Source organism: Streptacidiphilus melanogenes, assembly GCF_000787835.1.
GTDB lineage: Bacteria > Actinomycetota > Actinomycetes > Streptomycetales > Streptomycetaceae > Streptacidiphilus > Streptacidiphilus melanogenes.
Window position 1 is genome coordinate 1 of record NZ_BBPP01000075.1, and the last position, 21972, is coordinate 21972.

The window sequence follows — 21972 nt, forward strand, 5'->3', positions numbered from 1 at the left end:
CCCCGAGCCGAACCGGGTTCGCGGGCGCGGCCGGGTCGGCGGGCGCAGCCACGTGCGCCTGCGCGGCAGGGTCGTTGGACGCGGCCGGGGTCTTCGGCGGCGTCGAGTTCGCAGGCGCAGCCGGGTTCGCGGGCGCGGCGGTGCGGCTGCGGGTGAGGGTCCAGGCGATGGCGGTGAGGGCCAGGGTCAGGGCCAGTTGGCCGGCGAACAGCGCTGCGAACCCCCGCTCCGCGCCGGGGAGCTGGCCGGTCGAGGTCCAGGTGGGGCGGGTCCATGCGGCGTCGCCGAAGGCGAGGACCGCGAGCCCCGCCACGACGGCGAGGAGGGCGCGCGGCGGGAGCGCGTCCGTGCCCGTGCCGAGGCCGGCGAGGAGCAGCGCGCCGACGGCGACGAGGAGGACGAGCAGCGCGATCCCGATCCAGGCCAGGTGGGGCGCGCCCTGCCGGTCGTGGGCGATGACCGGAACCAGCACCGTCCAGGCGACGGTGAGCAGCCCGGCCGCGAGGTGCAGCTGGCGCAGGCGGCCGACGGTGGCGACGCCGTACCAGAAGCCGCCGGTCTCCATCTCGATCGGCGCCTCGCCGGTACGCGGCGCGGACATCGGGCGGACGCGCTCGTAGCTGCTCCACGTCATCCGTGAGAGCTGCCCGAGCCCGGCCAGCATCGCGAGCGGCACCAGCGCGGCGACGACGAGGCGGCGTCCGGGCTGGCTCCACCAGCCGCCGTGGCCGCCGAGCGCGAAGACCACCCAGGAGTGGTGGGCCACGCAGGCGCCGTCCGCGGCGCACTGCCAGGCCGCGAGGTCCATCGCGATCTCGCAGGCGGCGGCGGTGAGCAGCACGGTCAGGGACAGGGCGAGCAGCCGGGCGAGCGCCGAGTAGACGCCGTGCAGCCGGGGGCGGTCGGCGCCGCCGGGCGGGCCCGGCGGCCGCATCCAGTGGACCAGGTTGGCGAACATGAAGGGCAGCAGCAGGAGCCAGAGGGCGCGGCTGGCCGCGCCGGAGGTCAGCTTGGCCCAGGAGTAGGCCTCCAGCACCGCGTCGCCCTCGTAGTCGGCCGGGCGTCTCTCCGCGTCCTGGTCCGGCCAACGGCGGTAGGTTCCGGACATCGAGTCGCCGGTCATCTGCTTGAGGTGCGGACTCTCCAGCATGACCTCGGGGGTCGTGCCGCCGACACCGTGAACGAGCAGTTCCAGCCGAAGCGGAGCGGGCCCCGCCGCGGCTCCCCCCGGCGTGCGCTGTCCCGGCAGCGGCGCGCCGTCCGCGTCCGCTCCGTCCGTCCCGGCCGTCCGCTCCGTCCCGTTGCCGTTCACGGCGGTGTCCATCCCCGTTGCCCCGTTCATCCCCGCTGTCCCCGTCCGTCCCCGACTGTCCCCGACGACCGTGCCGGATGCTCCCACGCCCGACCGCCGGCCCACGGATGTCCTGCGGATATGCTGCCGCTTTCCGCCGTTCCGTACAGCACTTTCGCGCCATGGGACACGCGGGCGTGGCAGGATGACGCGAAGTACGGACGGCCCAGCCGTCACCGGCGCGGAGCGAGCGGGAGAGGACGGGAACCGGGTGGCCGAGAACAGCGGTCTGCTGGCGGAACAGCGGCGCGCCCTGATCCTGGACGAGGTGCGCCGCCGCGGCGGCGTGCGCGTCAACGAGCTGACGCGCAAGCTCAATGTGTCCGACATGACGATCCGACGTGATCTGGACGCGCTGGCCCGCCAGGGGATGCTGGAGAAGGTCCACGGCGGCGCGGTGCCGGTGCTCGAGGCCAGCACGCACGAGCCCGGCTTCGAGGCCAAGTCGGCGCTGGAGCTGAGCGCCAAGGAGGAGATCGCCGAGGCGGCCGCCCGCCTGGTGGCCCCCGGCAGCGCGGTCGCCCTCTCCGGCGGCACCACGACCTACGCCCTCGCCCACCACCTGGTCCGCATCGAGGGCCTGACGGTGGTGACCAACTCGGTCCGCGTCGCGGACGTCTTCGAGCACGCGGCCCGCCAGGGCACCGCCGCTTCCCCGCCGTCGACGGTGGTGCTGACAGGCGGTGTCCGCACGCCCTCGGACGCGCTGGTCGGCCCGATAGCGGACCGGGCGATCCGTTCGCTCCACTTCGACCTGCTCTTCCTGGGCTGCCACGGCATCTCCCTGGAGGCGGGCCTGTCCACCCCCAACCTGGCCGAGGCCGAGACCAACCGCAGCTTCGTCGCGGCGGCGCGCCGGGTGATCGCGGTGGCGGACCACACCAAGTGGGGCACGGTCGGGCTCTCGACCTTCGCGTCGCTGGCCGAGATCGACACCCTGGTCACGGACTCCGGCCTCCCGGCGGAGATCCGCAGCGCCGTCGCCGAGACCGTCCGCGAGGTCGTCATCGCAGGCTGACGGCTACGTGTCCGATGTCATCTTTAAGCTTGACGGGGCGTCAATTATGCTGCGCCCAGCCTGATCCATGGAAAGAGGTGCCCGGTGGGCGTACGTCTGTCCCCGGTGACGACTGAGTTCCTCCAGTCGGCGCCGCTGCGAATCGTCGTCACCCAGCGTCTCGAGGCGTCCCGCGAGGCACTGTTCGCCGAGCTGACGGACGACGCCTCCACCTGGCCGCAGTGGTGGCGCGAGATCACCCGCGCCTCCTACACCGGCCCCGGCCCCTACAGCGCCGGTGCGGGGCGCTCGGTCTCGCTGCGCGGCGGGGTGCGCTTCGTGGAGAGCGTGCTGGTCTGGGACGAGCCGGAGCGCTTCGTCTACCGCATCGAGGAGACCAACCTGCCGGGCGCCCACGCCTGGATGGAGGAGTGGCTGCTCACCCCGGGCCAGGGCTCGGGCACGACCCTCCGCTTCACGATGGCCATCGAGGGCCACGCGGCCCTGGAGCTCCCGCTCCAGGCCGTCCGTCCCATGGTCATGCGCTCCATCCGCCAGGCCATGCGCCGCCTCGACGCCCGCGCCCAGCAGGCGAGCTAGCAAGATCCGCCGAAACAGGCGCCCGCGCGGAATGCGCGGCGTACGAACCGGGTTGGCACGAGCAGCGACGGCTCGCCGTCGCTCTGCCCGCGAGGCACCACGGCCTTGCCGGCACACAGACACGACCGCACCCGGAAAGGCTCTCCCATGAAGATCGGCATCATCGGCGCGGGCAACATCGGCGGCAACCTGACCCGACGGCTGACGGCCGCCGGGCACGACGTCTCGGTCGCCAACTCCCGTGGCCCGGAGACACTGGACGAGCTCGCAAAGGAGACCGGCGCAACGCCCGTCACCGTCGCGGAGGCCCCGCGCGACGCCGACGTCGTCATCGTGACGATCCCGCTGAAGAACATCCCGAGCCTGCCGAAGGACGTCCTCGCACCCGCCGCGCCCGGCTTCACGGTGATCGACACCAACAACTACTACCCGCAGCAGCGGGACGGCCGGATCGCCGCCATCGAGGACGAGGGCCTGACGGAGAGCCGCTGGGTGGCCCAGCAGCTCGGGCACACCGTGGTCAAGGCCTTCAACGGCACCTACGCCGCCGACCTCCTGGAGCGTCCGCTCCCCGCCGGCACGCCCGGCCGCCAGGCGCTGCCCGTCGCCGGCGACGACGCGGCCGCGAAGAAGCTGGTGCGTGAGCTGATCGACCAGATCGGCTTCGACACGGTCGACGCGGGCGGCCTCGACGACTCCTGGCGGCAGCAGCCGGGCACGCCGGTCTACGGCCTGCGCGGCGACGTCGCCGAGGTCACCAAGGCGCTGGCCGACGCCTCCCCCGAGCGCACGGCGGACTTCCAGGGCTGACACCGACCCTCGGGCCTCCCCAGGGGGCCGGGGTCAGCCCGCGGCCCCCTTCGGGGCGGCGGGCGCCGGGCGGCGCGAGGAGTCGAGCCACTCGTACCGGTTCCACAGCACCGGCTGCGCGCCGACCGGCTCCTGGCGCAGGTCCGGATCGTCGCTCTGGACCAGGCAGAGCAGGCGGCCGCCGAACACGGCGGCGCGGCGCGCGTGGTCGGCCACGATGTCCAGGACGACATGCGCCTCCCTGGGGCACGCCGCGGCGAAGACGTCGTAGTGCGTGAACGCCAGCGCCACGCCCGGGGCGTCCTGCGGCACGCCGTAGGCGCCGCCCATCACGTCCCCCAGGCAGTCGTTGAAGGCGTCGAGGTTGGCGCCGTAGTAGTCGGGGAAGTCCAAGGCCGCGGCGACGTCGGTATGGAAGGCGTCGTCAGTGGTCCAGCCCGAGGCGTCGAGGACCACCACCGCGAAGCCCGCCCTGCGCAGCCGGTCGGCGGCCTCGTCGAACCGCGCCGTGCGCCAGTAGAGCGTGACGAAGGTGTCGTAGGCGAGCGCGCGGTAGACGGCGTCGAGCGACTCCTCGCACGACTCCTCGGGCGACGTGTGGACTTCCCCTGGACCGGTCATGCGCCGATCCTGGCAGGTCACTCGCCGGTCCACTCCCCCGTTTCCAGGACCTTGTCGAGAACGGCCAGGTACGGCGTGATGTCCAGGCCCTGCTCGGCCAGCCAGGAGTCGGAGTAGTACTTGTCGAGGTAGCGGTCGCCCGGGTCGCAGATCAGCGTCACGACGCTGCCGCGCTGTCCGGCCGCACGCATCTCGGCGACGATGCGCAGCGCGCTCCACACGCCCGTCCCCGTGGACCCTCCCGGCTTGCGGCCCATGACGCGCTCGAGCATGCGCACGGCCGCGACGGTGGCCGCGTCCGGGACCTTCATCATCCGGTCGATCGCGCCCGGCACGAAGCTCGGTTCGACGCGCGGACGGCCGATGCCCTCGATCCGGGAGCCGCAGTCGCAGGTGACGGAGGGGTCGGCGTTCACCCAGCCGTCGAAGAAGGCGGAGTTCTCCGGGTCGGCGACGCAGACGCGGGTGTCCGCGCCGATGTAGTGCACGTAGCGGGCCAGCGTCGCCGAGGTGCCGCCGGTGCCGGCGGTGGCCACGATCCAGGTCGGCTCGGGGAACCGCTCCTGGGCCATCTGGTGGTAGATGGACTCGGCGATGTTGTTGTTGCCCCGCCAGTCCGTGGCCCGTTCGGCGTAGGTGAACTGGTCCATGTAGTGGCCCCCGGACTCGGCCGCGAGGCGGGCCGAGACGTCGTAGAGGGTCCGGGTGTCGTCGACCAGGTGGCAACTGCCGCCCTGCGCCTCGATCAGCGCGATCTTCTCCGCGCTGGTGGTGCGCGGCATCACCGCGATGAACGGCACCCCGATCAGCTTCGAGAAGTACGCCTCCGACACGGCCGTCGACCCGCTGGACGCCTCGACGACGGGCCGCCCGGGCCGGATCCAGCCGTTGCACAGCGCGTGCAGGAACAGCGAGCGGGCGAGCCGGTGCTTGAGCGAGCCTGTCGGGTGGGTCGACTCGTCCTTGAGGTAGAGGTCGATCCCCCAGTCCTCCGGCAGCGGGAAGCGCAGCAGGTGCGTGTCCGCGGAGCGGTTGGCGTCCGCCTTGACCTTCCGGACCGCCTCCTTCAGCCAGGCGCGGTAGTCGGCGTCGCTGCGGTCCACGTCCAGGGTTCTCACGTGCGTGCTGCTTTCGTCGTGCGGGTGGTGGCTCAGGCGGCTCGGCCTGCTCACCCGCATCGTAACGTGGCGCAAATCACAAGAGTTGCTTGGACGTTCTCGAATACTGCTGCATGATCCGCGACTCGCTGCGTCCGGATGCTTACCCTGAGCCAGCGTTCGGGGCAGGATGTCAGAAGTTGCGGTCCCGGGCGAACCGGGAAACGCTGGTCGTACCACGGAATGCTTCTCATTGCTCACTCTTCGAAGTCGCCCGCCGCTTGCGGAGGACGGAAGGAGTCGAAAGCGCGATGGAGGACATGGACCGGCGCTACGAACTGCGCCTCACGGCCGAGCCGAGTCGGTTCGCCGTGGTGCGCAGAATCGTCCAGGCGCACCTGCGGCACTGGCATCTCGCCGCCGTCACGGACCAGACGCTGCTCGGCATCACCGAGCTCCTGGCCAACGTGTACCAGCACGTGGGCGCGACCGCGCCGTGCACGCTGCGCCTGCGGGCCGCGACGGACACCCTCACGGTCGAGGTCTGCGACGACTCCCCGGACCTCCCCAAGGCCCGCACGCCCGAGCCCTTCGACGCGGGCGGCCGGGGGCTCTCCATCGTCGCGGCGCTGTGCAAGGAGTGGGGCGCGCAGCTCAGTGACACCGGCAAGACGGTCTGGTTCACCGTGGCGACGTCCCCGGTCCCGGCCCCGGCACTGCTGGACACCGTCCCGCTGCTGGCCATGGAGGTCCCGGCGGCGGCGCTGCAGCCAGTCCTGGCGGACTGACCTGCTCCCGCAGACCGTTGCACCACCTGGGGGCGCGGGGGACTGCGCGAGCAACCACTGTCTGCGGATGGCACTGTTCGATGAGGACCATCCGCATGTGGGTGGCTTGTCGCGCAGTCCCCGCGCCCCTGGAGGTGCGTCTCAGGCCGTCGTGTCGGTGCCGTTCAGGACGTCGAGGCGCTGGCGGTACTCGAACTCGTCGATCTCACCGTCCGCGTAGCGGCGGTTGAGGGTCTCGAGCGGGGACGGCGCCGGGCCCTGCTGCTGGGGGCCACCCCAGTACGCGTTGCGCGGGCCGCCGAAGGGACCGCCCGGCCGCGGGCCGCGCGGGCCGGTGGGGCCGCCGAAGGCGCGGCCACGCCAGAAGATGCGGCGGACGACCATGATCGCCCCGATCCAGAACAGCGGCGCCAGGAAGATCCACGGGCCGGGGCCGCCGTGCCATCCGTCGGCCAGGAAGGTGTTCATCTCGCGCTCCTCGGTAGTCGGTACTGAAGAGACTCCTCCTCGGCGCAGCCCAAGGCGTCGCCTCCCGGGGGACACCTGCGGTGCTCCCCGGGGAGTACGGGATCCTCCCTGGTCCGCGGTGAACTAGTCCGCGGCGACGAGCTGAGGGTCGGCGAGGATCGGGGCCCAGGCCAGTTCCGCCGCGCCGGCGAGTTCCGGGGCGGGCAGTTCCGCCGCGCGCAGCGGCACGCAGCCGAACCGGCCCCAGTGCGCACGGCCGGCGACGGACTCCGGGAGCAGCGTCGGAGCGGCCGCCAGCAGCGCGCTGTGGAAGGGGCCGAGGACGACGCGGTCGGGGTTGAGGATGTCGACGACGGCCGCGATGCCGTAGCCCAGCCGCACCGCGACGTGGTCGGCCGCGGCCTGCGCCGCGCTGTCGCCGGCGCGGGCCGCGGCGAGGATCGCGTCGACCTCGGTCAGCGGCGCGTCGGCGGGGAGGCCGTACGCCGCGAGGAGTGCGGGCGGGCCGGCCTCGACGTCGAGGCAGCCACGACGGCCGCAGCGGCACTGGAGGCCCTCCGGATCGACGGTCAACTGGCCGATCTCCAGCGCCAGTCCGCCGCTGCCGGTGTGGAGCTTCCCGTCGACGACGAGGGCGCCGCCGACGCCCTGGTGGCCGGCGGTGACGTAGAGCAGGTGGCGCGCGCCGCGGCCCGCGCCGTGGCGGTGCTCGGCGAGCGCGGCGAGGTTGGCGTCGTTGGCGACGGCGGGGGCCACGCCCTCGGGGAGCCGGAGCCCGGCTTCGAGCAGGGCCTCCTGCCACAGTTCGCCGATAGGGGTGCCGGTCGGCCAGCCGAGGCAGGCGGAGATGACGGCGAGCCGGTCCGGCTCGGTGACCGGGGTGGGCGCGGCCAGGCCCGCGCCGACACAGCGCCGGGGGCTGGCGGCGAGCAGGCGCATCGCCTCGTCGGCGATGGTCCGCAGCACGACGCGCGGGTCGGTGTCACGGGGCAGCTGCGCCAGCGGCAGGTCCAGCGGCTGCCCGAGGCGTCCGCCGAGACCGGCCAGGGCCAGCGTGAAGCCGTCCGTGTGGAGTTGGGCGGCGAGGACGACGGGCCCCTGCGGGTCGATCCCCAGGCGGTGCGAGGGCCGTCCGCGTCCCGCCCCGGCGGGGCGGGCGTCGACGGTGATCAGCCGCAGCGCCTCGAGCTCTCCGGTGACCGCGCCGACGGTGGTGCGGGTGACGCCGAGTGCGCCGGTCAGCGCGGAGCGCGTGGGCGCTTCGCCGGTGTGGATCAGCTCGAGTGCGGGCCCGAGCGCGGCCCGGCCCCGGTCGGGACTTGTCTGGGTCTGCGTCACGCTTCTATTATGAATTTGTGCCGCAGATAGACAAAATGGAGTCGACTTCCCCGGTCACCCCTGCCCCTTCCTCCTCCTCAGCCAACCGCCTCTCCGGCAGCTGGCCCGTCGTCCGCATCGCGCTGACGGGCTTCTTCGCGCTCGACGGTTTCCTGTTCGCCGGGTGGGTCGTGCGCATCCCCGAGATCAAGGCGCAGGTGCACGCCTCCCCCGGCCTGCTCGGGCTGGCGCTGCTGTGCGTCTCCGCCGGCGCGGTCGCGGCGATGGGCCCGGTCGGTCGGCTCTGCGTCCGCCTCGGCAACCACGCGGTCACGGTCGCGGCGTCCGTCCTGCTCTGCGTCGCCGTGGCGCTCCCGCCGCTGACGCACTCCGTGCTGGCGCTGGGCGGCGTGCTGCTGATCTTCGGCGCCGGGTACGGCGCGATGAACGTCGGCATCAACAGCGCGGCCGTGGACTTCGTCCGGGCGGCGGGGCGGCCCGTCATGCCGTCGTTCCACGCCGCATACAGCCTCGGCGGCCTGCTCGGCGCGACGGTCGGCGGGCTGTTGGCACCGGTGCTGACACCCACTCAGCACCTGGGCCTGCTGGCGGTGGGCGGCCTCGCCGTCACCGCCTGGGCGGGCCGCGCGCTGATGCGCCACGCGGTGGCGCACGCCGACGCGACCCACGCGGACGGCTCCGCCGGGCCCTCCGCAGGCGCGGGCGTCGCGCTGCTGGTCGTCCTCCTCGGCGTCGTCGCGCTCTGCGACGCCTACGGCGAGGGCTCGATGGCGGACTGGGGCGCGCTGCACCTGCGGCAGGACCTGCACGCCACCTCGGCGGTCGCCGCGGCGGGCTTCGCGGTCTACTCCCTCACCATGACGGTCGGCCGTCTCAGTGGCACCCGGCTGGTCGAACGCTTCGGCCCGACCAAGCTCCTGGTCGCGGGCGCGGCGATCGCCGCCACGGGCATGGTGGCCGCGGCGGTCAGCCCCTCGCTGCCGCTCGCCCTGGTGGGGTTCCTCCTGGTCGGCCTGGGGCTGGCCAACATCTTCCCCCTCGCCATCGACCGCGCCGGCGCGCTGCGCGGCCCGCGCGGCGTCGCCACGGCCTCCACCCTCGGCTTCGGCGGCATGGTCGCCGGCCCGCCCGTCATCGGCTTCCTCGCCCAGGCCTTCGGCCTGCCCCTCGCGCTGCTGTCGGTAGCCGTCCTCATCGCCCTGGCGGGCGTGTCGGCCCTGGTGGTGCGCGCTAAGTCGTGACACTGCGCTCGGGCCACGGCGGCGGCGCGACGCCGAGCCGTGCTCACACGCTCGCCGCGGAGGCCGCCTGGTGCAGGGTCGTCTGGACCTTCGTGACCGCCTGGTTGAAGTAGGCCTTGGCCGTCTGCGGGGAGTCGCCCGCGATCTCGAGGTAGAGGTAGACCATGGCGACGGTGGGGTTGAGGCGGTCGACCGCAAGGTAGCCGTTGACGGGGACGCCCTGGACCGAGCCGGAGAGGTGCTTGGCCGTGGAGCCCGCGAGGCCCATGTCGAAGTCGGAGAGCTGGAACGGCACTTGGGTGGTACCCGTCGGGAAGTCCAGTTGCTGGCAGCTGCGGAGGGCGGCGACGACGGACGGGTAGTTGTGGTCGAGGACGGACTGCGGGCGGCCGGTGAGGAACTCGCCGACGAAGGGGCCGGACTGGCCGCCTTCGAGGATGACCTGGGCTTCAGGGCCCTGGGCCGGGTTGGGGGAGGTCGAGGGGGCCTGGCTCATCAGGTCGGTGAGGGCGCTGCAGCCCGACGGCCCCGAGGTGGCCGTCGGGGAGGAGGTGTCGCCCGGCTGGGCCGTGAAGTCCGGGCCCAGGTCGGAGGCGATGAGCAGCGCGCTCTGGAGCTGGTCCGCCGTGGGGACCGAGGCCACCGAGGAGGAGGACGCGGTCGAGGAGCTGGTCGCGCCCACGCCGATCGCGTTGCGGGTCGCACCGGCGGAACAGCCGCTCAGGGCCGTCGCGACGGAGAGTGACGCGGCCAGGGCCGCAAGCTGGAGACGCATCGGGATACGCATGGAGCCCTCCTCGAAACGAGGTCCGGCGTGCAGGCGAATCCATCCCACTGTGCCATCGGCGTGACCGCCGCGCGCGTCGAGCGGGCCGCCCCGGAGCGCTACGGAACCGCTACGGAACGGGGTCGGGGTCCTGGTCAGGGGCCGGTACGGCCTCGGGCGGCAACCGCAGGTCCCAGCCGATGAGGGCGAGCAGTTCCTCGTGGGTGACGCCGTCGGGGATCGCGCGCGGCGGCGCGGTGCGGATCGGGGGCTGCCAGCCCTCCGCCTCGGTCCAGCTGCGGACGGGCTTGGCGGGCGCGCCCGCGACGACGGTGTTGTCCGGGACGTGTCCGCGCACGACCGCGTTGGCCGCGACGACGACGTTGCGGCCGATGTCCGCGCCGGGCAGGACCACCGCTCCGGTGCCGATCCAGCTGCCCGCGCCGATGCGGACCGGCTCGTTGCGCGGCCACTGCTTGCCGATGGGCAGGTGCGGGTCGTCGTAGGAGTGGTTCTGGTCCGAGATGTAGACGCTCGGGCCGGTCCAGACGTTGTCCTCGATCACGATCGACTCGTGGCCGACGATGTTGGTGTCCCGGCCGATGACGCAGCCGTCGCCGATGCGGACGATGGGCTCCCCGGAGAGCTTCAGGCCGGGGGCGAAGCCCGCCGAGATGGAGACCCGCTCGCCGATGATCGAGTAGCAGCCGATCGCGATGGCGTGCTCGTTGAAGATCGTCCCCTGCGGGAAGGCCAGCTTCGTGAACGCGCCGAGCTCGGCGAAGCGCAGCGGCCCGGGCTGTTCGGCGCTGACCGCGCCCGCCTCCCGCACCCACGTCCAGCCGCGGTGGACCAGGCGGGACGCGAGGCCGCGGCTCCCGCGGCGTATCTTCTCGGCGAACGACATGCGCCTACGTTAACCGGTGGGTAACCGGCCGCGTGGCGGAGTTCGGCGAGGGCTGTGTCACAGGCGTCACAGCCCTCGCGGCAACTGCCGCACGGGCCTTACTCGGCGGCCCAGACCGGCGGGCGGCGCTCCAGGAACGACAGCATGCCCTCGCGCGCCTCCTCCGAGCCGAACAGCAGCGCGGACTGCGCCACCATCGACTCCCCGTCGCGCTCGAAGACGCGCAGCACCTCGGCGGTGACGAGGCGCTTGGTCTCGGCGAGCCCCTGCGGGCTGGCCTTGCGGAAAGCCTCCAGGATCTCCGTCAGCGCCTCCTGCGGGTTCTCGGCGGCCTCGGTGACCAGGCCGATCCGCTGCGCCTCCCCGGTCTTGAAGACCGAGCCGGTGAGGTACCAGCGCGAGGCGCCGCGCGGGTCCAGGCGCGGCAGCAGTGGCAGCGAGATCACGGCGGGCGCGAGGCCGAGCCGCACCTCGGTGAAGGCGAAGGTGGACGCGGGCCCCGCCAGCACGATGTCGCACGCGCCGAGCAGGCCGAGGCCGCCCGCGCGCGCGTGGCCGTCGATGACGGCGACGACCGGCTTGGGAGACTCCACCAGACTGCGCATCGCGGTGACCAGGCGGCGCGGGTTGGCGGTCGGGTCGCCGCCGGTGGCCTCGGACAGGTCCGCGCCGGAGCAGAAGGTGCCGCCGGTGTGGGTGAGCACGACGGCGCGGACGGCCGGATCCTTGCCGGCCTCGGCCAGTCCCTGCTCCAACTCGGCGACCAGGCGCGAGGAGAGGGCATTGCGGTTGGCGGGCGAGTCGAGCGTCAGCGTCGCGATGCCGCGGTCGACGGCGTAACGGACCAGCGGCTCTGCGTCGGAGGTCATCGGTGCGTGTCCTTCCCGGGGATCGGCCGGCCACGACCCTGTGGCGGCGCAGGCCCAGCCTATGCAGCACGGCACCCTCCCGACAGTGCCCCGTGATCACCCCCCGCCGATGGTGACGCGCCTCACCGCCCCGACCAGGCGGGTCCGCGCCACAGGCCGGGCGCGGGGCCGGGATCGGACGGGGACGGGGACGGCCGAAGCGGCTACCGTCCGCGCGGCGTCCGCCCGGACCGCGGTGAACGGCGAGAGGCACGGCCGCCGACGCTGACGGACGGCAGCGGGAGCGGCGAGTCCAGGTAGTGGCGCGACGCGGCGCGGAAGGGCAGGCGGCCCGGCGGGGCGAGGCCGGGCCGGCTCCCCCGCGCGGGCGGCGGGAGCCGCGTCAGCCGATGTCGCGGCGGCGCAGGCCCGCGAGGCCCGCGCCCGCAAGGACGGCGGAGAGCAGCGTCAGCCACAGCAGCGGGGCGGCGTGGAAGGCCGAGCCCGGCAGCTTGGGGACGTGGGTGAACGGCGTGAGGTCCAGCAGCCACTGCCCGGCGTTCAGCGCCGGGCCGAGGTAGGCGATGAAGAGCAGCACGCCCAGCACGCCCCAGGCGGCGCCGGTCCACTGCGGCCGCAGCCCGAACAGCGCGACCGTCACGGCCGCGAAGACCCACACCGCGGGCAGCTGGATCAGCCCGGCCGGCATCAGCTTTACCGACCAGCCCGGCACGTCGCCGAAGACCACGCCCGCGCCGAGCCCGGCCGTCAGGCCGCCCGCGAGGAGCAGGACGGCGGAGCCGAGCAGCGGGAAGACGAGGTGGCCTCCCGCCCAGGCGAGCCGGCGCACGCCCGAGGCGAGAACGGGCTCGGCGCGACCAGAGGTCTCCTCGCCGCGCAGCCGCAACGCGGTCTGCACGGCGTAGACGGCGGCGACCATGGCCAGCAGGTTCATCGCGGTGGCCAGGTAGGCGTCCGTCACCTGGCTGCTGCCGCCCATCCGCTGCACGATCTGCTGGACGTTGGAACTGCTGGAGACCAGCTGGTCCACACCCTTGCTGATGCCGCCGAGCAGCGCGCCGCCGATCGCGAAGCCGACGGTCCAGCCGATCAGGCTGCCGCGCTGGAGCCGCCAGGCCAGGCCGAGCGCGCTGCGCAGCGAGGCTGCGGCCGCCCCCGGGCCGGGGCGCTGCGGCAGCAGGCCGCCGCCGAGGTCGCGGCGTCCGGCCAGCCGGTAGCCGACGACGGTCTGCGCCGCGCCCGCCGCCAGCAGCAGGGCGACCAGCCACCAGGCGTTGTCGTGGTAGGGGCGGACGCGCTCGGCCCAGCCCAGTGGGGAGAGCCAGACCAGCCGGCCCGGCCCGCCGCTGCCCGCCGCGTCCCCAGCCGCGCGCAGCAGGAACGCGAGGCCCAGGACCGCGCCGCCGATGCCGTTCGCGGCCCGGCCGGTCTCGGCCAGCTGCACGGCGATGGCGGCGACGCCCGCGAAGCAGACGCCGCAGCCGAACAGCGCGGCGCCGAAGGCGAGTGAGCCGTCCAGCTGCTCGCCGCTCGCGGCGAGGTAGACGGCGGTGACGACGCCGACGACGGTGGAGGCGGTCAGCGCCGCGCCGATGCCTGCCGCGAGCGGCGCACCGCGTCCGATCGCGCCCGCGCCCAGCAGCTCCAGGCGGCCCGCCTCCTCCTCGGCGCGGGTGTGCCGGGTGACCAGCAGGATGCAGAGCAGGCCGAGCAGCAGGCCGCCGAGGCCGAGGATGCGCCACGCCGTCAGCGCGCCGATGCTGCCGGTGTCGTAGACCGCCCCGTACAGAGCGCGCAGCGAGCCGTTGTCGTTGATGCTCGCGGCGAGCTGCTCGCGGGAGGAGGCGGTCGGGTAGAGCGAGCGGAAGGAGACGGCGGTGCCGATGACGGAGGCCAGCAGCGCGTAGATCCAGCAGGCGAGCATGATCCGGTCGCGGCGCAGCGCGAAGCGCAGCAGCGGGCCCGTCCCGGTGAGGTTCACTCGACCACCTCGGCGGTTGCCGCCGTGGCGCTCTCCGGCTCGTAGTGGCGCAGGAAGAGCTCCTCCAGCGTCGGCGGACGGCTCGTCAGCGAGCGGACCCCGGCTGCGGTGAGGGTGCGCAGCAACGCGTCGAGATGGTCGGTGTCGACCTGGCAGCGCAGCGTGGTGCCGTGCAGCTCGACGTCGTGCAGGCCCGGCAGGGCGTCCAGCCCGGTGGGCGGGGCGGCCAGCTCGGCGGCGACGGAGGTGCGGGTGAGGTGGCGCAGCTCGGAAAGCGTGCCGGTCTCGACGGTGCGCCCGGCGCGGATGATGCTGACGCGGTCGCAGAGCGCCTCGACCTCGGAGAGGATGTGGCTGCTCAGCAGGACCGTCCGGCCGCGGTCGCGCTCCTCGGCGACGCAGGCGCGGAAGACCTCCTCCATCAGCGGGTCGAGCCCGGAGGTGGGCTCGTCCAGGATGAGCAGCTCGGCGTCGGAGCAGAACGCGGCCACCAGGGCGACCTTCTGGCGGTTGCCCTTGGAGTACGTCTGGCCCTTCTTGGTCGGGTCCAGTTCGAAGCGCTCCAGCAGTTCGGCGCGGCGTCCGCGGTCGGCGCCGTTGCCGCGCAGCCGGCCCAGCAGGTCGATCACCTCGCCGCCGGTGAGCCCCCGCCACAGCGTCACGTCGCCGGGGACGTAGGCGAGGCGGCGGTGCAGCGCGACGGAGTCGCGCCAGGGGTCGCCGCCGAGCAGGGCGGCACGGCCCGCGTCGGCCCGGATCAGGCCGAGCAGGACGCGGATGGTGGTGGACTTGCCCGCGCCGTTCGGACCGAGGAATCCGTGCACCTCACCCTGGGCGACGCCGAGGTCCAGTCCGTCCAGGGCACGGGTGCGGCCGAAGGTCTTCACCAGCCCGGACACGTCGATGGCCGTCGTCATGACGCCGACGCTACACTGGTTTCAGGAATTCGTGAATATTAAGAATATGTCAAAGAGGCTGACGGTAGAGTGATCGAATGACTCCAGCTCCCGATGAACTGCACGCCTACATCGAGCGGTTCGCGGGCGTGCTGACCGACACCGGGTTCCCGCGCATGCCGGCGCGCGTCTTCGTCGCGCTGATGACCGCCGAGAGCGGCCGCCTCACCGCCGCCGAGCTCGCCGAGACGTTGCAGATCAGCCCCGCCGCCGTCTCCGGCGCGGTCCGTTACCTCACCCAGCTCCAGCTGGTCGGCCGCGAACGCGACCCCGGCTCACGGCGGGACCGCTACCGGGTCTTCGACGAGGTCTGGCGCGAGGCCATGCTCCAGCGCGACTTCGTGCTCAGCCGCTGGCAGAGCGCGCTCACCGAGGGTATCCGGCTGCTCGGCGAGGACTCCCCCGCGAGCGCCCGGCTCGGCGAGTCGCTGCACTTCTTCACCTTCCTGCGGCGCGAGATGCCCGCCCTGCTGGAGCGCTACTACCGCGAGCGCGCGGAGCTCGAGGCCGGTGGGGGGCTTCAGCCCAGCCAGCCCGGCCGGACCAACCCCGACTCGTAGGCCAGCACCACCAGCTGCGCCCGGTCGCGCGCGCCCAGCTTCACCATCGTCCGGCTCACATGCGTCTTGGCCGTCAGCGGACTCACCACCAGGCGCCCGGCGATCTCCTCGTTGGTCAGCCCGAGGCCGACCAGCGCCAGCACCTCCCGCTCCCGGTCCGTCAGCCGGGACAGTGCGGCGGGCTGCTCCGGCTCCTTCGACCGCGCGGCGAACTCCGCGATCAGACGCCGCGTCACGCCCGGCGACAGCAGACCGTCCCCCGCGTGCGCGGCCCGCACCGCCCGGACCAGCTCCGCCGGCTCCGTGTCCTTGACCAGGAAGCCGGCCGCGCCCGAGCGCAGCGCCTCGAAGACGTACTCGTCCAGCTCGAAGGTGGTCAGCACGACGACCTTCACGTCGGCCAGCGCCGGGTCCGAGCAGATCTGCCGGGTGGCGGCCAGGCCGTCCATTTCGGGCATGCGGATGTCCATCAGCACGACGTCGGGGACGAGTTCACGGGCGCGAGCGACGGCCTGCACCCCGTCGTCCGCCTCGGCGACGACCGTGACGTCCGACTGGGCGTCCAGCAGCGCGCGGAAACCCGCGCGGACCAGCTGCTGGTCGTCGGCGAGCAGTACCCGGATCATCGTCGTCCCCTTGGTGCTCAGTGCCTTGATGTCGTGATGCGTTGATGCCGTGATGCCGCAATGTCCTATGCGTGCAACGGTAGTTCGGCGTGGACCCGGAACCCGCCCGACGCGGTGGGCGCGGCTTCGACGAACCCGCCGAGCGCGGTCGCGCGCTCCCGCATCCCGACCAGGCCGCTGCCGCTGCCGCCCGCACGGGGGCCACCCGCGGCGGAGGCCGGACCGGGGTCCTCGAGGGTGAGCAGCAACCGGTCGGCTGGCCGGTGGTCCAGGACCACCTCGGCGGTACGGGCCGAGGAGTGCCGCAGCACGTTGGTCAGCCCCTCCTGCACGATCCGGAAGGCGGCGAGCCCGACGCCGGGCGGGAGCCGACGCCTCGTCCCCTCCTGGCGGACCGTGACCGTCAGGCCCGCAGCGGCCGCCTGGCGCACGAGTTCGTCCAGGCGCTCCAGGTCCGGGGCGGGGCTGCGCGGCGCGGCCGGCCCGGTCGTTGTGGGGCCGCCGGTTGTGGCGCCGCCGGTTCCGGTTGCTGCGGTCGTCGCCGTCCCCGTCCGCAGAGAGCCGAGCACCTGGCGGACCTCGCCGAGAGCCTGCTTGCTGGTGTCCTTGATGGTGCGCAGCGCGGTCCGCGCCTGCTCAGGATCGTCGTCGATCAGCTCCAGGGCCACCCCGGCCTGCACGTTGATCAGCGAGATGCTGTGCGCCAGCACGTCGTGCAGCTCGCGCGCGATGGCGAGGCGCTGCTCGTCCGCGATCCGCGCCTCACGCTCCTCGCGCGCCAGCCGCCACTGCCGCCGCTGCTCGACCCGTGTCCGCATCAGCTCCGCGGCGGCCACGACCACCAGCAGCCAAGCCAGCAGCCCGAGCTCGAGCGGCCAGCTCAGCGCGTGCGTGATGCTGTTGGCGACGACGTGCGCCGCGTAGAGCGTGCCCATGATGATCCACGCCGCGCGTCGACGACCCGCCATCACCGCCGTCACGTAGCCGACCAGCACGCTCAGCACGATCGGCCCGTACGGGTACCGCAGCAGCAGGTACGCCCCGGCGATCGCGGCCGTCCCCGCGAACACCTGCACCGGCCACTGCCGCCGGAACAGCAGCAGCGCGGGCCCGGCCAGCAGCAGCAGGTACGCGACGGTGTCGAGCGGACGCCCGGTCGAGCTCGTGTGGTGCCGCGCGACCGCGTTCGTCCCCACCACCTGGATGAACCCGATCACGACCGGCAGCACGAACGGCGGGCGCGGCGGGCGCTCCCCGCGCCGGCGGTTTCTCATAGGGGAACCGTATGCCCGATGATCGCCGGCGGCGTCCCCTCGTCGCGGTGGCGTCCCGTACTCCCCCGGGAGTACCGGCGGGCCGTCGGTCAGCGGCGGCCCAGCGGCCGGTCAGCGGCCGGTGCGGGCACGGTCAGCGCCCTCCTCGAACGTGGTGGTCGTCGCCGGACGACGAGCGTCCGGCGGAACCCAGGAGGATCTGATGAGCGCCCTGCAGAACAAGACGGCCCTGGTCACCGGCGGTTCGCGCGGCATCGGCCGCGCCATCGCCCAGCGCCTGGCCGCCGACGGGGCCCGCGTCGCGGTCCACTACGGCCCGGACGAGGCGGCGGCGAAGGAGACCGTCTCCCGCATCGAGTCCGCCGGCGGCCGTGCCTTCGCCGTGCAGGCGTCCTTCGGCACGGCGGGGGCGGTGGACCGCCTCTTCGAGCAGCTGGAGGCCGGGCTGGGCGACAGCGTCGGGCTGGACGTCCTGGTCAACAACGCGGGGATCGCCTCGACGCACGGCGTCCACGAGGTCACCGAGGCCGAGCTCACCCGCCTGCTGGCGGTCAACGTCACCACCCCGCTGCTCGTCGTCCAGCGCGCGGCCCCGCTGTTGCGGGACGGCGGACGGATCATCAACATCGGCTCGGTGGCGAGCCGGATGGCCGTCCCGCTGCAGATCGGCTACACGGCCAGCAAGGCCGCGCTCGAATCGCTGGCCCCCACCCTCGCCCTCGACCTCGGCCGCCGCGGCATCACCGTCAACACCGTCGCGCCGGGCGTCATCCGCACGGACATGACGCAGCACTTCCTCGCCGTCCCGGAGCTGGCGGCGGGCATCGAGTCCGTCTCCTGCCTCGGCCGCATCGGCGAGGTCGACGACGTGGCCGACATCGTCGCCTTCCTGGCGGGTCCGCAGTCCCGCTGGATCACCGGCCAAACCCTCGACGCCTCCGGCGGCACCTGGCTCGGCCCCCTGCAGCCGGCACTCTGAGCAGCCCCGCAAGGGCGCGAGGCCGTGCCCGATAGGCGACTGTGCCGCCTGGGCGCGAGCAACCAACGGCGTGCGGACGGCCCTGCTACTCGAGGGCCATCCGCCCTGGGTGGCGTGTCGCGCAGTTCCTCGCGCTCCTGGGGGCAGTGCAACCGCCCGGCGTGGCAGCCGTCAGCGGCGCGTGAGGAAGGTGATGGTCTGGCGGGCGAAGCCGTACTCGTGGGTCAGGCGGGCGAAGGTGGTGTGGCCCTGGGTGACGCGGGCGAAGGCCCGCCACGCGGGGCGGAAGGTGAGGACCGCCGCGTGGAACGCCTGCGGGCGGCGTTCGAACGCCGCAAGCATCCGGCGTCCGACGCGCATCTCCTCGCCGAGGCCCGCGCGGATGTCGAAGGTGTAGCCCAGCGCCTCCCGGCGCACCGCAGCCTCGCTCTCCGCCCCGGCCATCCGCGCCGCCCACTTGCCGGCCAGTCGGCCGGACCGCAGCGCGTAGCTGATCCCCTCGCGGGTCCACGGCTCCAGCAGGCCCGCCGCGTCGCCCGCGACGAGGACGCGGCCGCGGAACAGCGGCGACTCCTCCGCGCGACAGCGCGTCAAGTGGCCCGACTCGACGCTCGGTTCGTACCCGGCCAGATCCAGGCGGGCGATGAACTCCTTGAGGTACGCGCGCGTCTCCGCGCCCTTGCCGCGCGCCGCGATGACGCCCACGGTCAGGCTGTCGCCCTTGGGGAAGACCCACCCGTAGGAGCCCGGCAGAGGACCCCAGTCCAGCAGGACCCGGCCGCGCCAGGTCTCCGCGACCGCGGGCGGGACGGGGATCTCGGCCTCGAGGCCGAGGTCGACCTGGTCGAAGACGACGCCGACGTGTGCACCCACCCGGCCCGCGCTGCCGTCCGCCCCGACGACGGCCCGCGCCCGGACGACGCGGCCGTCCTGGAGGGTGACCTGCGCGAGTCCGCCCTCGGCCTCCTCCGGCTGGGTCACGCCGGTGACGGTCACGCCGGCGACCAGCGTCGCGCCCGCCTTCTCCGCCGCCTGGACCAGGCCGTGGTCGAACTCGTCACGGTTGACGAGGCCGAAGAGCATCCGCTTGGAGCGGCGGGTGCGCTCGTACCGGCCGCCGAGGGTGAAGGTGATGGCGTTGACCCGGTCCTTCAGCGGAAGCTGGAAGCCGGGCGGGAGCGAGTCCCGGGAGGGGCCGATGATCCCGCCGCCGCAGGTCTTGTAACGCGGCGGCGCGGCCTTGTCGAGCAGCAGCACGCGGGAGGCGCCGGCGTCGGCCGCGGCGTAGGCGGCCGACGCGCCGGCCGGGCCCGCACCCACGACGACGACGTCCCAGACGCCACCCAGCTCGTCCAGTCCGTTCAGCGCGTCCGTCTGCACGTCCGCCTGCACGTGCGGCTGCGCGTCCAGCTGCGCATCCGACCGGGTCTCGATGTCATCTGCGCCAGGGCGCTGGTTCTCGCTCACGATCGGTCATATTACTGGCGCGGGTCGAGCGCAGCGCGGACAGCGCCCACCCGGCCACGCCCAGCGTCGCCCCCGCCCCGCCGCCGAAGGAGACGGCCCCGACGAGGTCGTTCCCGCTCAGCCGCCGGCCTGGGTGCCGCGCCGTGTCCCGCCACAGCCGGTGCGCCGCACCCGCCACGGTCGCGGCGGCGACGACGCCGAGACCGCCCGCGCGCCCCCGGCTCGGTGGCGTCGGTGCAGGTGGGGCGGTTGCGAGGGTTCTGCGCGCGGCGACGCCGAGCGCGGCAAGGCCGGCCACGGACGAAGCCCACTGGAGCGCCTGGTAGACCGGCATCCTTCCGCCGATCCGGCGGCCCAGCGCCGGGTAGTGCCGTTCACCCCAACGACCGTGATGCGTGAACGCGTCCCAACCCACATGGGTGAACGCCCCGACCGCGGCGGCCGCCGCGAACCACGCGACGTCGGCGGCCCGCAGGTCCAGCGGCTTGCGGGCGGGCGCCGTGAGCGCGTCGACCTTCCCGGCGACCTTGCGCGGCAACAGGGCGACCGTCGGCTCCCGCAGCACCGTGTGCCAGGCCACGGCGAGCCCGGCGGCGAGGGCGACGTCGAGCGTCGGCACGGCCCACGCCCGGTGCGTCAACCGGCCGAGCCCGTAGGTGCCGGGCAGCGGACTGTCGAGGAAGTACGGGAGGTCCGGCGCGAGCGACCCCGCGACCAGCCCCGAAGCGATCAGCGGCGCGCGCCCGCGTCCAGCGCGCAACAGCGGCAGCACGGCGGCGGGATGACTCAAGGTGAACGGCACGCGCTCCATCCTGGCAGCTCGACGCCGCACGACGGCGAACGGGTCGGCGCGGTCACACGGCGGGGCGGAGCCACGCGCCCGACGCAGAGCCCTCCGCCGGCGCGGCAGGCCCTTCCTCCTGGCAGCTCACCGCAGCACAACGCGAAGCGGGCAACGCGAAGCGGGCAACGCGAAGCGGGCAACGCGAAGCGGGCAACGCGAAGCGGGCAACCGGCACCCGGCACCCGGCACCCGGCACCCGGAGAGGTGACGCCGACCGGACCGCGGTGCGGAGCCCCGGCGGGGGCGGGCCCGCTCCCGTGGCTGGCCGGAAGCCAGCGGCGAAGGCGCGCGTCTTCTCAGCGAGGGTGGCCGGCTTCCAGGTAGGCGACGGCGCCCGCGGCGCGCGCGGCGAGCGCCGCGCGGAGGCGGGAGGCCTTGTTCGGGGCGAGGTGGGCGTCCCACTGGTCCGCGGGGACGAAGCGCCAGCCGCGCAGCTCCGCGGCGGGGAGGGTGAGGGCCGCCTGCTCGGCCGGGTCGAGGACGCCGCCGTCGAAGACGAGGCGCAGGCCGCCCGAGCGCGGGCCGCGCTTGGGCTCCCAGTCGACGACGAGGAGCCGGAGGCCGTCCGCGTGCAGGGTGAGGCCCAGTTCCTCCGCCGCCTCGCGGACCGCCGCCGCGGTGGGGGCCTCGCCGGTCTCGACGACGCCGCCGGGGAACTCCCAGCCCGGCTTGTAGACCGGGTCGACCAGCAGCACGCGGTCCGCCTCGTCGAAGAGGAGCACAGCCGCGGCGACGGTGTCGCCGGACGCGACGGCGTCCTGCACGATCGGGACGCGGGCGGTGCCCGCGCACACCAGGGAACGGACCTGCTCGGCCGCCTGGCGCGGCGTCAGTTCGGCCGTGTCGACGAAGGCCGCGTCGTCGCGGAGCCAGGGCAGCGCGGCGGTGTAGACGTCGAGGTGGGCGAGGCGCCGTTCGCGCGCGCCGGGTTCGGCCCCGTCGTGCTCGATGCGCTTGCGCAGAACCGTTTCCTCAGCGTGCAGAACGACGTGGTGCACGTCGATGCATCTGGACGCGAGCGCCCCGAACATCTCGTCCCGGTAGTCCTGGCGGTGCAGCGCCATCGGCACGATCAGCAGGACGTCCTCGCCGAGTTCGGCGTGCAGCGCGGCAAGAGCGTCGGGGACCAGGCGACGCCAGGCGACGAGGTCCTGGTAGTCCGCCGAGCCGTCGGGACGGGCGGGAGACCCGGGCCGAAGGAGGCGGTCGCGCAGCAGCGTTCCGATGTCCTCGGGGTCGAAGACCCGCGATCCGGGGATCAGCTGCTGGAGCTCGCGCACGGTCGTGGTCTTGCCGACGCCGAACGCGCCGTTGAGCCAGACGATCACATGTCCCCCACCGGATTCGCAGCTGGACGGCCTGCTTGATCGTACGACGGACCCCGCGTCCCGGGGTGGGGCGCGGGGTCCGGTGGCTCGGCCGGGCTTGGAGG

At 73.9% G+C, this 21972-nt stretch carries 21 protein-coding genes and 1 pseudogene; 7 read left to right on the forward strand and 15 right to left on the reverse strand.

What is annotated here, in order from left to right:
• Positions 1-1342 (reverse strand): annotated as a pseudogene (locus tag TR49_RS37850) (hypothetical protein); the annotation flags it as partial.
• Positions 1343-1562: 220 nt separating this feature from the next.
• On the opposite strand from TR49_RS37850, the gene TR49_RS37855 reads away from it, so the two are divergent.
• From TR49_RS37855 to TR49_RS37865, 3 genes are all read left to right on the forward strand, one after another.
• Complete coding sequence (locus TR49_RS37855) at positions 1563-2369, forward strand: DeoR/GlpR family DNA-binding transcription regulator (protein ID WP_042390633.1); 807 nt, start codon at positions 1563-1565, stop codon at positions 2367-2369.
• A 105-nt stretch (positions 2370-2474) separates the two neighbouring features.
• A complete protein-coding gene (locus TR49_RS37860) occupies positions 2475-2948 on the forward strand; it encodes an SRPBCC family protein (RefSeq protein ID WP_052434968.1) in 474 nt (157 codons plus the stop codon).
• Positions 2949-3053: 105 nt separating this feature from the next.
• Positions 3054-3758 carry an NADPH-dependent F420 reductase gene (locus TR49_RS37865; protein WP_268874165.1) on the forward strand — a complete coding sequence of 235 codons (705 nt, stop codon included), beginning with the start codon at positions 3054-3056 and terminating at the stop codon, positions 3756-3758.
• A 33-nt stretch (positions 3759-3791) separates the two neighbouring features.
• Here the strand turns inward: TR49_RS37865 and TR49_RS37870 are convergent, their stop codons facing one another.
• The gene (locus tag TR49_RS37870; RefSeq protein ID WP_042390636.1) at positions 3792-4379 is read right to left on the reverse strand and encodes a barstar family protein; all 588 of its coding nucleotides are present in this window, start codon (positions 4377-4379) and stop codon (positions 3792-3794) included.
• A 17-nt stretch (positions 4380-4396) separates the two neighbouring features.
• The gene (locus tag TR49_RS37875; protein ID WP_042390637.1) at positions 4397-5497 is read right to left on the reverse strand and encodes a PLP-dependent cysteine synthase family protein; all 1101 of its coding nucleotides are present in this window, start codon (positions 5495-5497) and stop codon (positions 4397-4399) included.
• 290 nt (positions 5498-5787) lie between these two features.
• Here TR49_RS37875 and TR49_RS37880 point away from each other — a divergent pair, with 290 nt between their 5' ends.
• Positions 5788-6264 (forward strand): ATP-binding protein, encoded by a 477-nt coding sequence (locus tag TR49_RS37880; protein ID WP_052434969.1) that lies wholly within the window; start codon positions 5788-5790, stop codon positions 6262-6264.
• A gap of 141 nt (positions 6265-6405) precedes the next feature.
• Here TR49_RS37880 and TR49_RS37885 read toward each other — a convergent pair whose 3' ends face one another.
• Positions 6406-6732: an SHOCT domain-containing protein gene (locus TR49_RS37885; RefSeq protein ID WP_042390638.1), complete on the reverse strand. Its 327-nt coding sequence runs from the start codon at positions 6730-6732 to the stop codon at positions 6406-6408.
• Between the two features lie 123 nt (positions 6733-6855).
• Positions 6856-8070, reverse strand: a complete 1215-nt coding sequence (locus TR49_RS37890) for an ROK family protein (RefSeq protein ID WP_042390646.1) — start codon at positions 8068-8070, stop codon at positions 6856-6858.
• A gap of 35 nt (positions 8071-8105) precedes the next feature.
• Here TR49_RS37890 and TR49_RS37895 point away from each other — a divergent pair, with 35 nt between their 5' ends.
• On the forward strand, positions 8106-9311 hold the full coding sequence (locus tag TR49_RS37895) for an MFS transporter (protein WP_042390648.1): 1206 nt from the start codon (positions 8106-8108) through the stop codon (positions 9309-9311).
• A gap of 43 nt (positions 9312-9354) precedes the next feature.
• Here the strand turns inward: TR49_RS37895 and TR49_RS37900 are convergent, their stop codons facing one another.
• The 5 genes from TR49_RS37900 to TR49_RS37920 all read right to left on the reverse strand — a co-directional run bounded on the left by TR49_RS37900 (position 9355) and on the right by TR49_RS37920 (position 14751).
• A complete protein-coding gene (locus tag TR49_RS37900; protein ID WP_042390650.1) occupies positions 9355-10098 on the reverse strand; it encodes a hypothetical protein in 744 nt (247 codons plus the stop codon).
• A gap of 109 nt (positions 10099-10207) precedes the next feature.
• Positions 10208-10984 carry an acyltransferase gene (locus TR49_RS37905; RefSeq protein WP_042390652.1) on the reverse strand — a complete coding sequence of 259 codons (777 nt, stop codon included), beginning with the start codon at positions 10982-10984 and terminating at the stop codon, positions 10208-10210.
• Between the two features lie 98 nt (positions 10985-11082).
• On the reverse strand, positions 11083-11853 hold the full coding sequence (locus tag TR49_RS37910; RefSeq protein ID WP_042390654.1) for an enoyl-CoA hydratase family protein: 771 nt from the start codon (positions 11851-11853) through the stop codon (positions 11083-11085).
• Positions 11854-12235: 382 nt separating this feature from the next.
• Entirely contained in the window at positions 12236-13834 is a 1599-nt protein-coding gene (locus tag TR49_RS37915) for an ABC transporter permease (protein WP_042390656.1), read from the reverse strand.
• Positions 13831-14751 (reverse strand): ABC transporter ATP-binding protein, encoded by a 921-nt coding sequence (locus TR49_RS37920; protein WP_042390658.1) that lies wholly within the window; start codon positions 14749-14751, stop codon positions 13831-13833. The genes TR49_RS37915 and TR49_RS37920 overlap by 4 nt, the downstream gene beginning before the upstream one ends.
• A 77-nt stretch (positions 14752-14828) precedes the next feature.
• On the opposite strand from TR49_RS37920, the gene TR49_RS37925 reads away from it, so the two are divergent.
• Positions 14829-15350, forward strand: a complete 522-nt coding sequence (locus TR49_RS37925) for a GbsR/MarR family transcriptional regulator (protein WP_042390661.1) — start codon at positions 14829-14831, stop codon at positions 15348-15350.
• On the opposite strand, the gene TR49_RS37930 is transcribed toward TR49_RS37925, so the two are convergent.
• Together TR49_RS37930 and TR49_RS37935 are read right to left on the reverse strand one after the other, a co-directional pair.
• Positions 15311-15976 carry a response regulator transcription factor gene (locus TR49_RS37930; protein ID WP_042390663.1) on the reverse strand — a complete coding sequence of 222 codons (666 nt, stop codon included), beginning with the start codon at positions 15974-15976 and terminating at the stop codon, positions 15311-15313. The two genes, TR49_RS37925 and TR49_RS37930, sit on opposite strands and share 40 nt — an antisense overlap.
• A gap of 65 nt (positions 15977-16041) precedes the next feature.
• Positions 16042-17250, reverse strand: coding sequence for a sensor histidine kinase (locus TR49_RS37935; protein ID WP_042390664.1), 1209 nt, complete (start codon positions 17248-17250; stop codon positions 16042-16044).
• Positions 17251-17452: 202 nt separating this feature from the next.
• Here TR49_RS37935 and TR49_RS37940 point away from each other — a divergent pair, with 202 nt between their 5' ends.
• Positions 17453-18229, forward strand: a complete 777-nt coding sequence (locus tag TR49_RS37940) for an SDR family NAD(P)-dependent oxidoreductase (RefSeq protein WP_042390666.1) — start codon at positions 17453-17455, stop codon at positions 18227-18229.
• A 171-nt stretch (positions 18230-18400) separates the two neighbouring features.
• On the opposite strand, the gene TR49_RS37945 is transcribed toward TR49_RS37940, so the two are convergent.
• From TR49_RS37945 to TR49_RS37955, 3 genes are all read right to left on the reverse strand, one after another.
• Positions 18401-19621 carry a geranylgeranyl reductase family protein gene (locus tag TR49_RS37945; protein ID WP_236653722.1) on the reverse strand — a complete coding sequence of 407 codons (1221 nt, stop codon included), beginning with the start codon at positions 19619-19621 and terminating at the stop codon, positions 18401-18403.
• 43 nt (positions 19622-19664) lie between these two features.
• Positions 19665-20498: a DUF4184 family protein gene (locus TR49_RS37950; RefSeq protein ID WP_042390675.1), complete on the reverse strand. Its 834-nt coding sequence runs from the start codon at positions 20496-20498 to the stop codon at positions 19665-19667.
• Positions 20499-20836: 338 nt separating this feature from the next.
• Complete coding sequence (locus TR49_RS37955) at positions 20837-21868, reverse strand: NUDIX hydrolase (RefSeq protein ID WP_042390668.1); 1032 nt, start codon at positions 21866-21868, stop codon at positions 20837-20839.
• Between the last annotated feature and the right edge of the window lie 104 nt (positions 21869-21972).

What these genes read in the sequence shown, in the direction of transcription:
- TR49_RS37870 (WP_042390636.1), bottom strand. Translation starts at nt 4,379, where the DNA reads ATGACCGGTCCAGGGGAAGTCCACACGTCGCCCGAGGAGTCGTGCGAG.
- TR49_RS37880 (WP_052434969.1), top strand. Translation starts at nt 5,788, where the DNA reads ATGGAGGACATGGACCGGCGCTACGAACTGCGCCTCACGGCCGAGCCG.
- TR49_RS37885 (WP_042390638.1), bottom strand. Translation starts at nt 6,732, where the DNA reads ATGAACACCTTCCTGGCCGACGGATGGCACGGCGGCCCCGGCCCGTGG.
- TR49_RS37895 (WP_042390648.1), top strand. Translation starts at nt 8,106, where the DNA reads ATGGAGTCGACTTCCCCGGTCACCCCTGCCCCTTCCTCCTCCTCAGCC.
- TR49_RS37900 (WP_042390650.1), bottom strand. Translation starts at nt 10,098, where the DNA reads ATGCGTATCCCGATGCGTCTCCAGCTTGCGGCCCTGGCCGCGTCACTC.
- TR49_RS37905 (WP_042390652.1), bottom strand. Translation starts at nt 10,984, where the DNA reads ATGTCGTTCGCCGAGAAGATACGCCGCGGGAGCCGCGGCCTCGCGTCC.
- TR49_RS37910 (WP_042390654.1), bottom strand. Translation starts at nt 11,853, where the DNA reads ATGACCTCCGACGCAGAGCCGCTGGTCCGTTACGCCGTCGACCGCGGC.
- TR49_RS37920 (WP_042390658.1), bottom strand. Translation starts at nt 14,751, where the DNA reads ATGACGACGGCCATCGACGTGTCCGGGCTGGTGAAGACCTTCGGCCGC.
- TR49_RS37925 (WP_042390661.1), top strand. Translation starts at nt 14,829, where the DNA reads ATGACTCCAGCTCCCGATGAACTGCACGCCTACATCGAGCGGTTCGCG.
- TR49_RS37930 (WP_042390663.1), bottom strand. Translation starts at nt 15,976, where the DNA reads ATGATCCGGGTACTGCTCGCCGACGACCAGCAGCTGGTCCGCGCGGGT.
- TR49_RS37935 (WP_042390664.1), bottom strand. Translation starts at nt 17,250, where the DNA reads ATGAGAAACCGCCGGCGCGGGGAGCGCCCGCCGCGCCCGCCGTTCGTG.
- TR49_RS37940 (WP_042390666.1), top strand. Translation starts at nt 17,453, where the DNA reads ATGAGCGCCCTGCAGAACAAGACGGCCCTGGTCACCGGCGGTTCGCGC.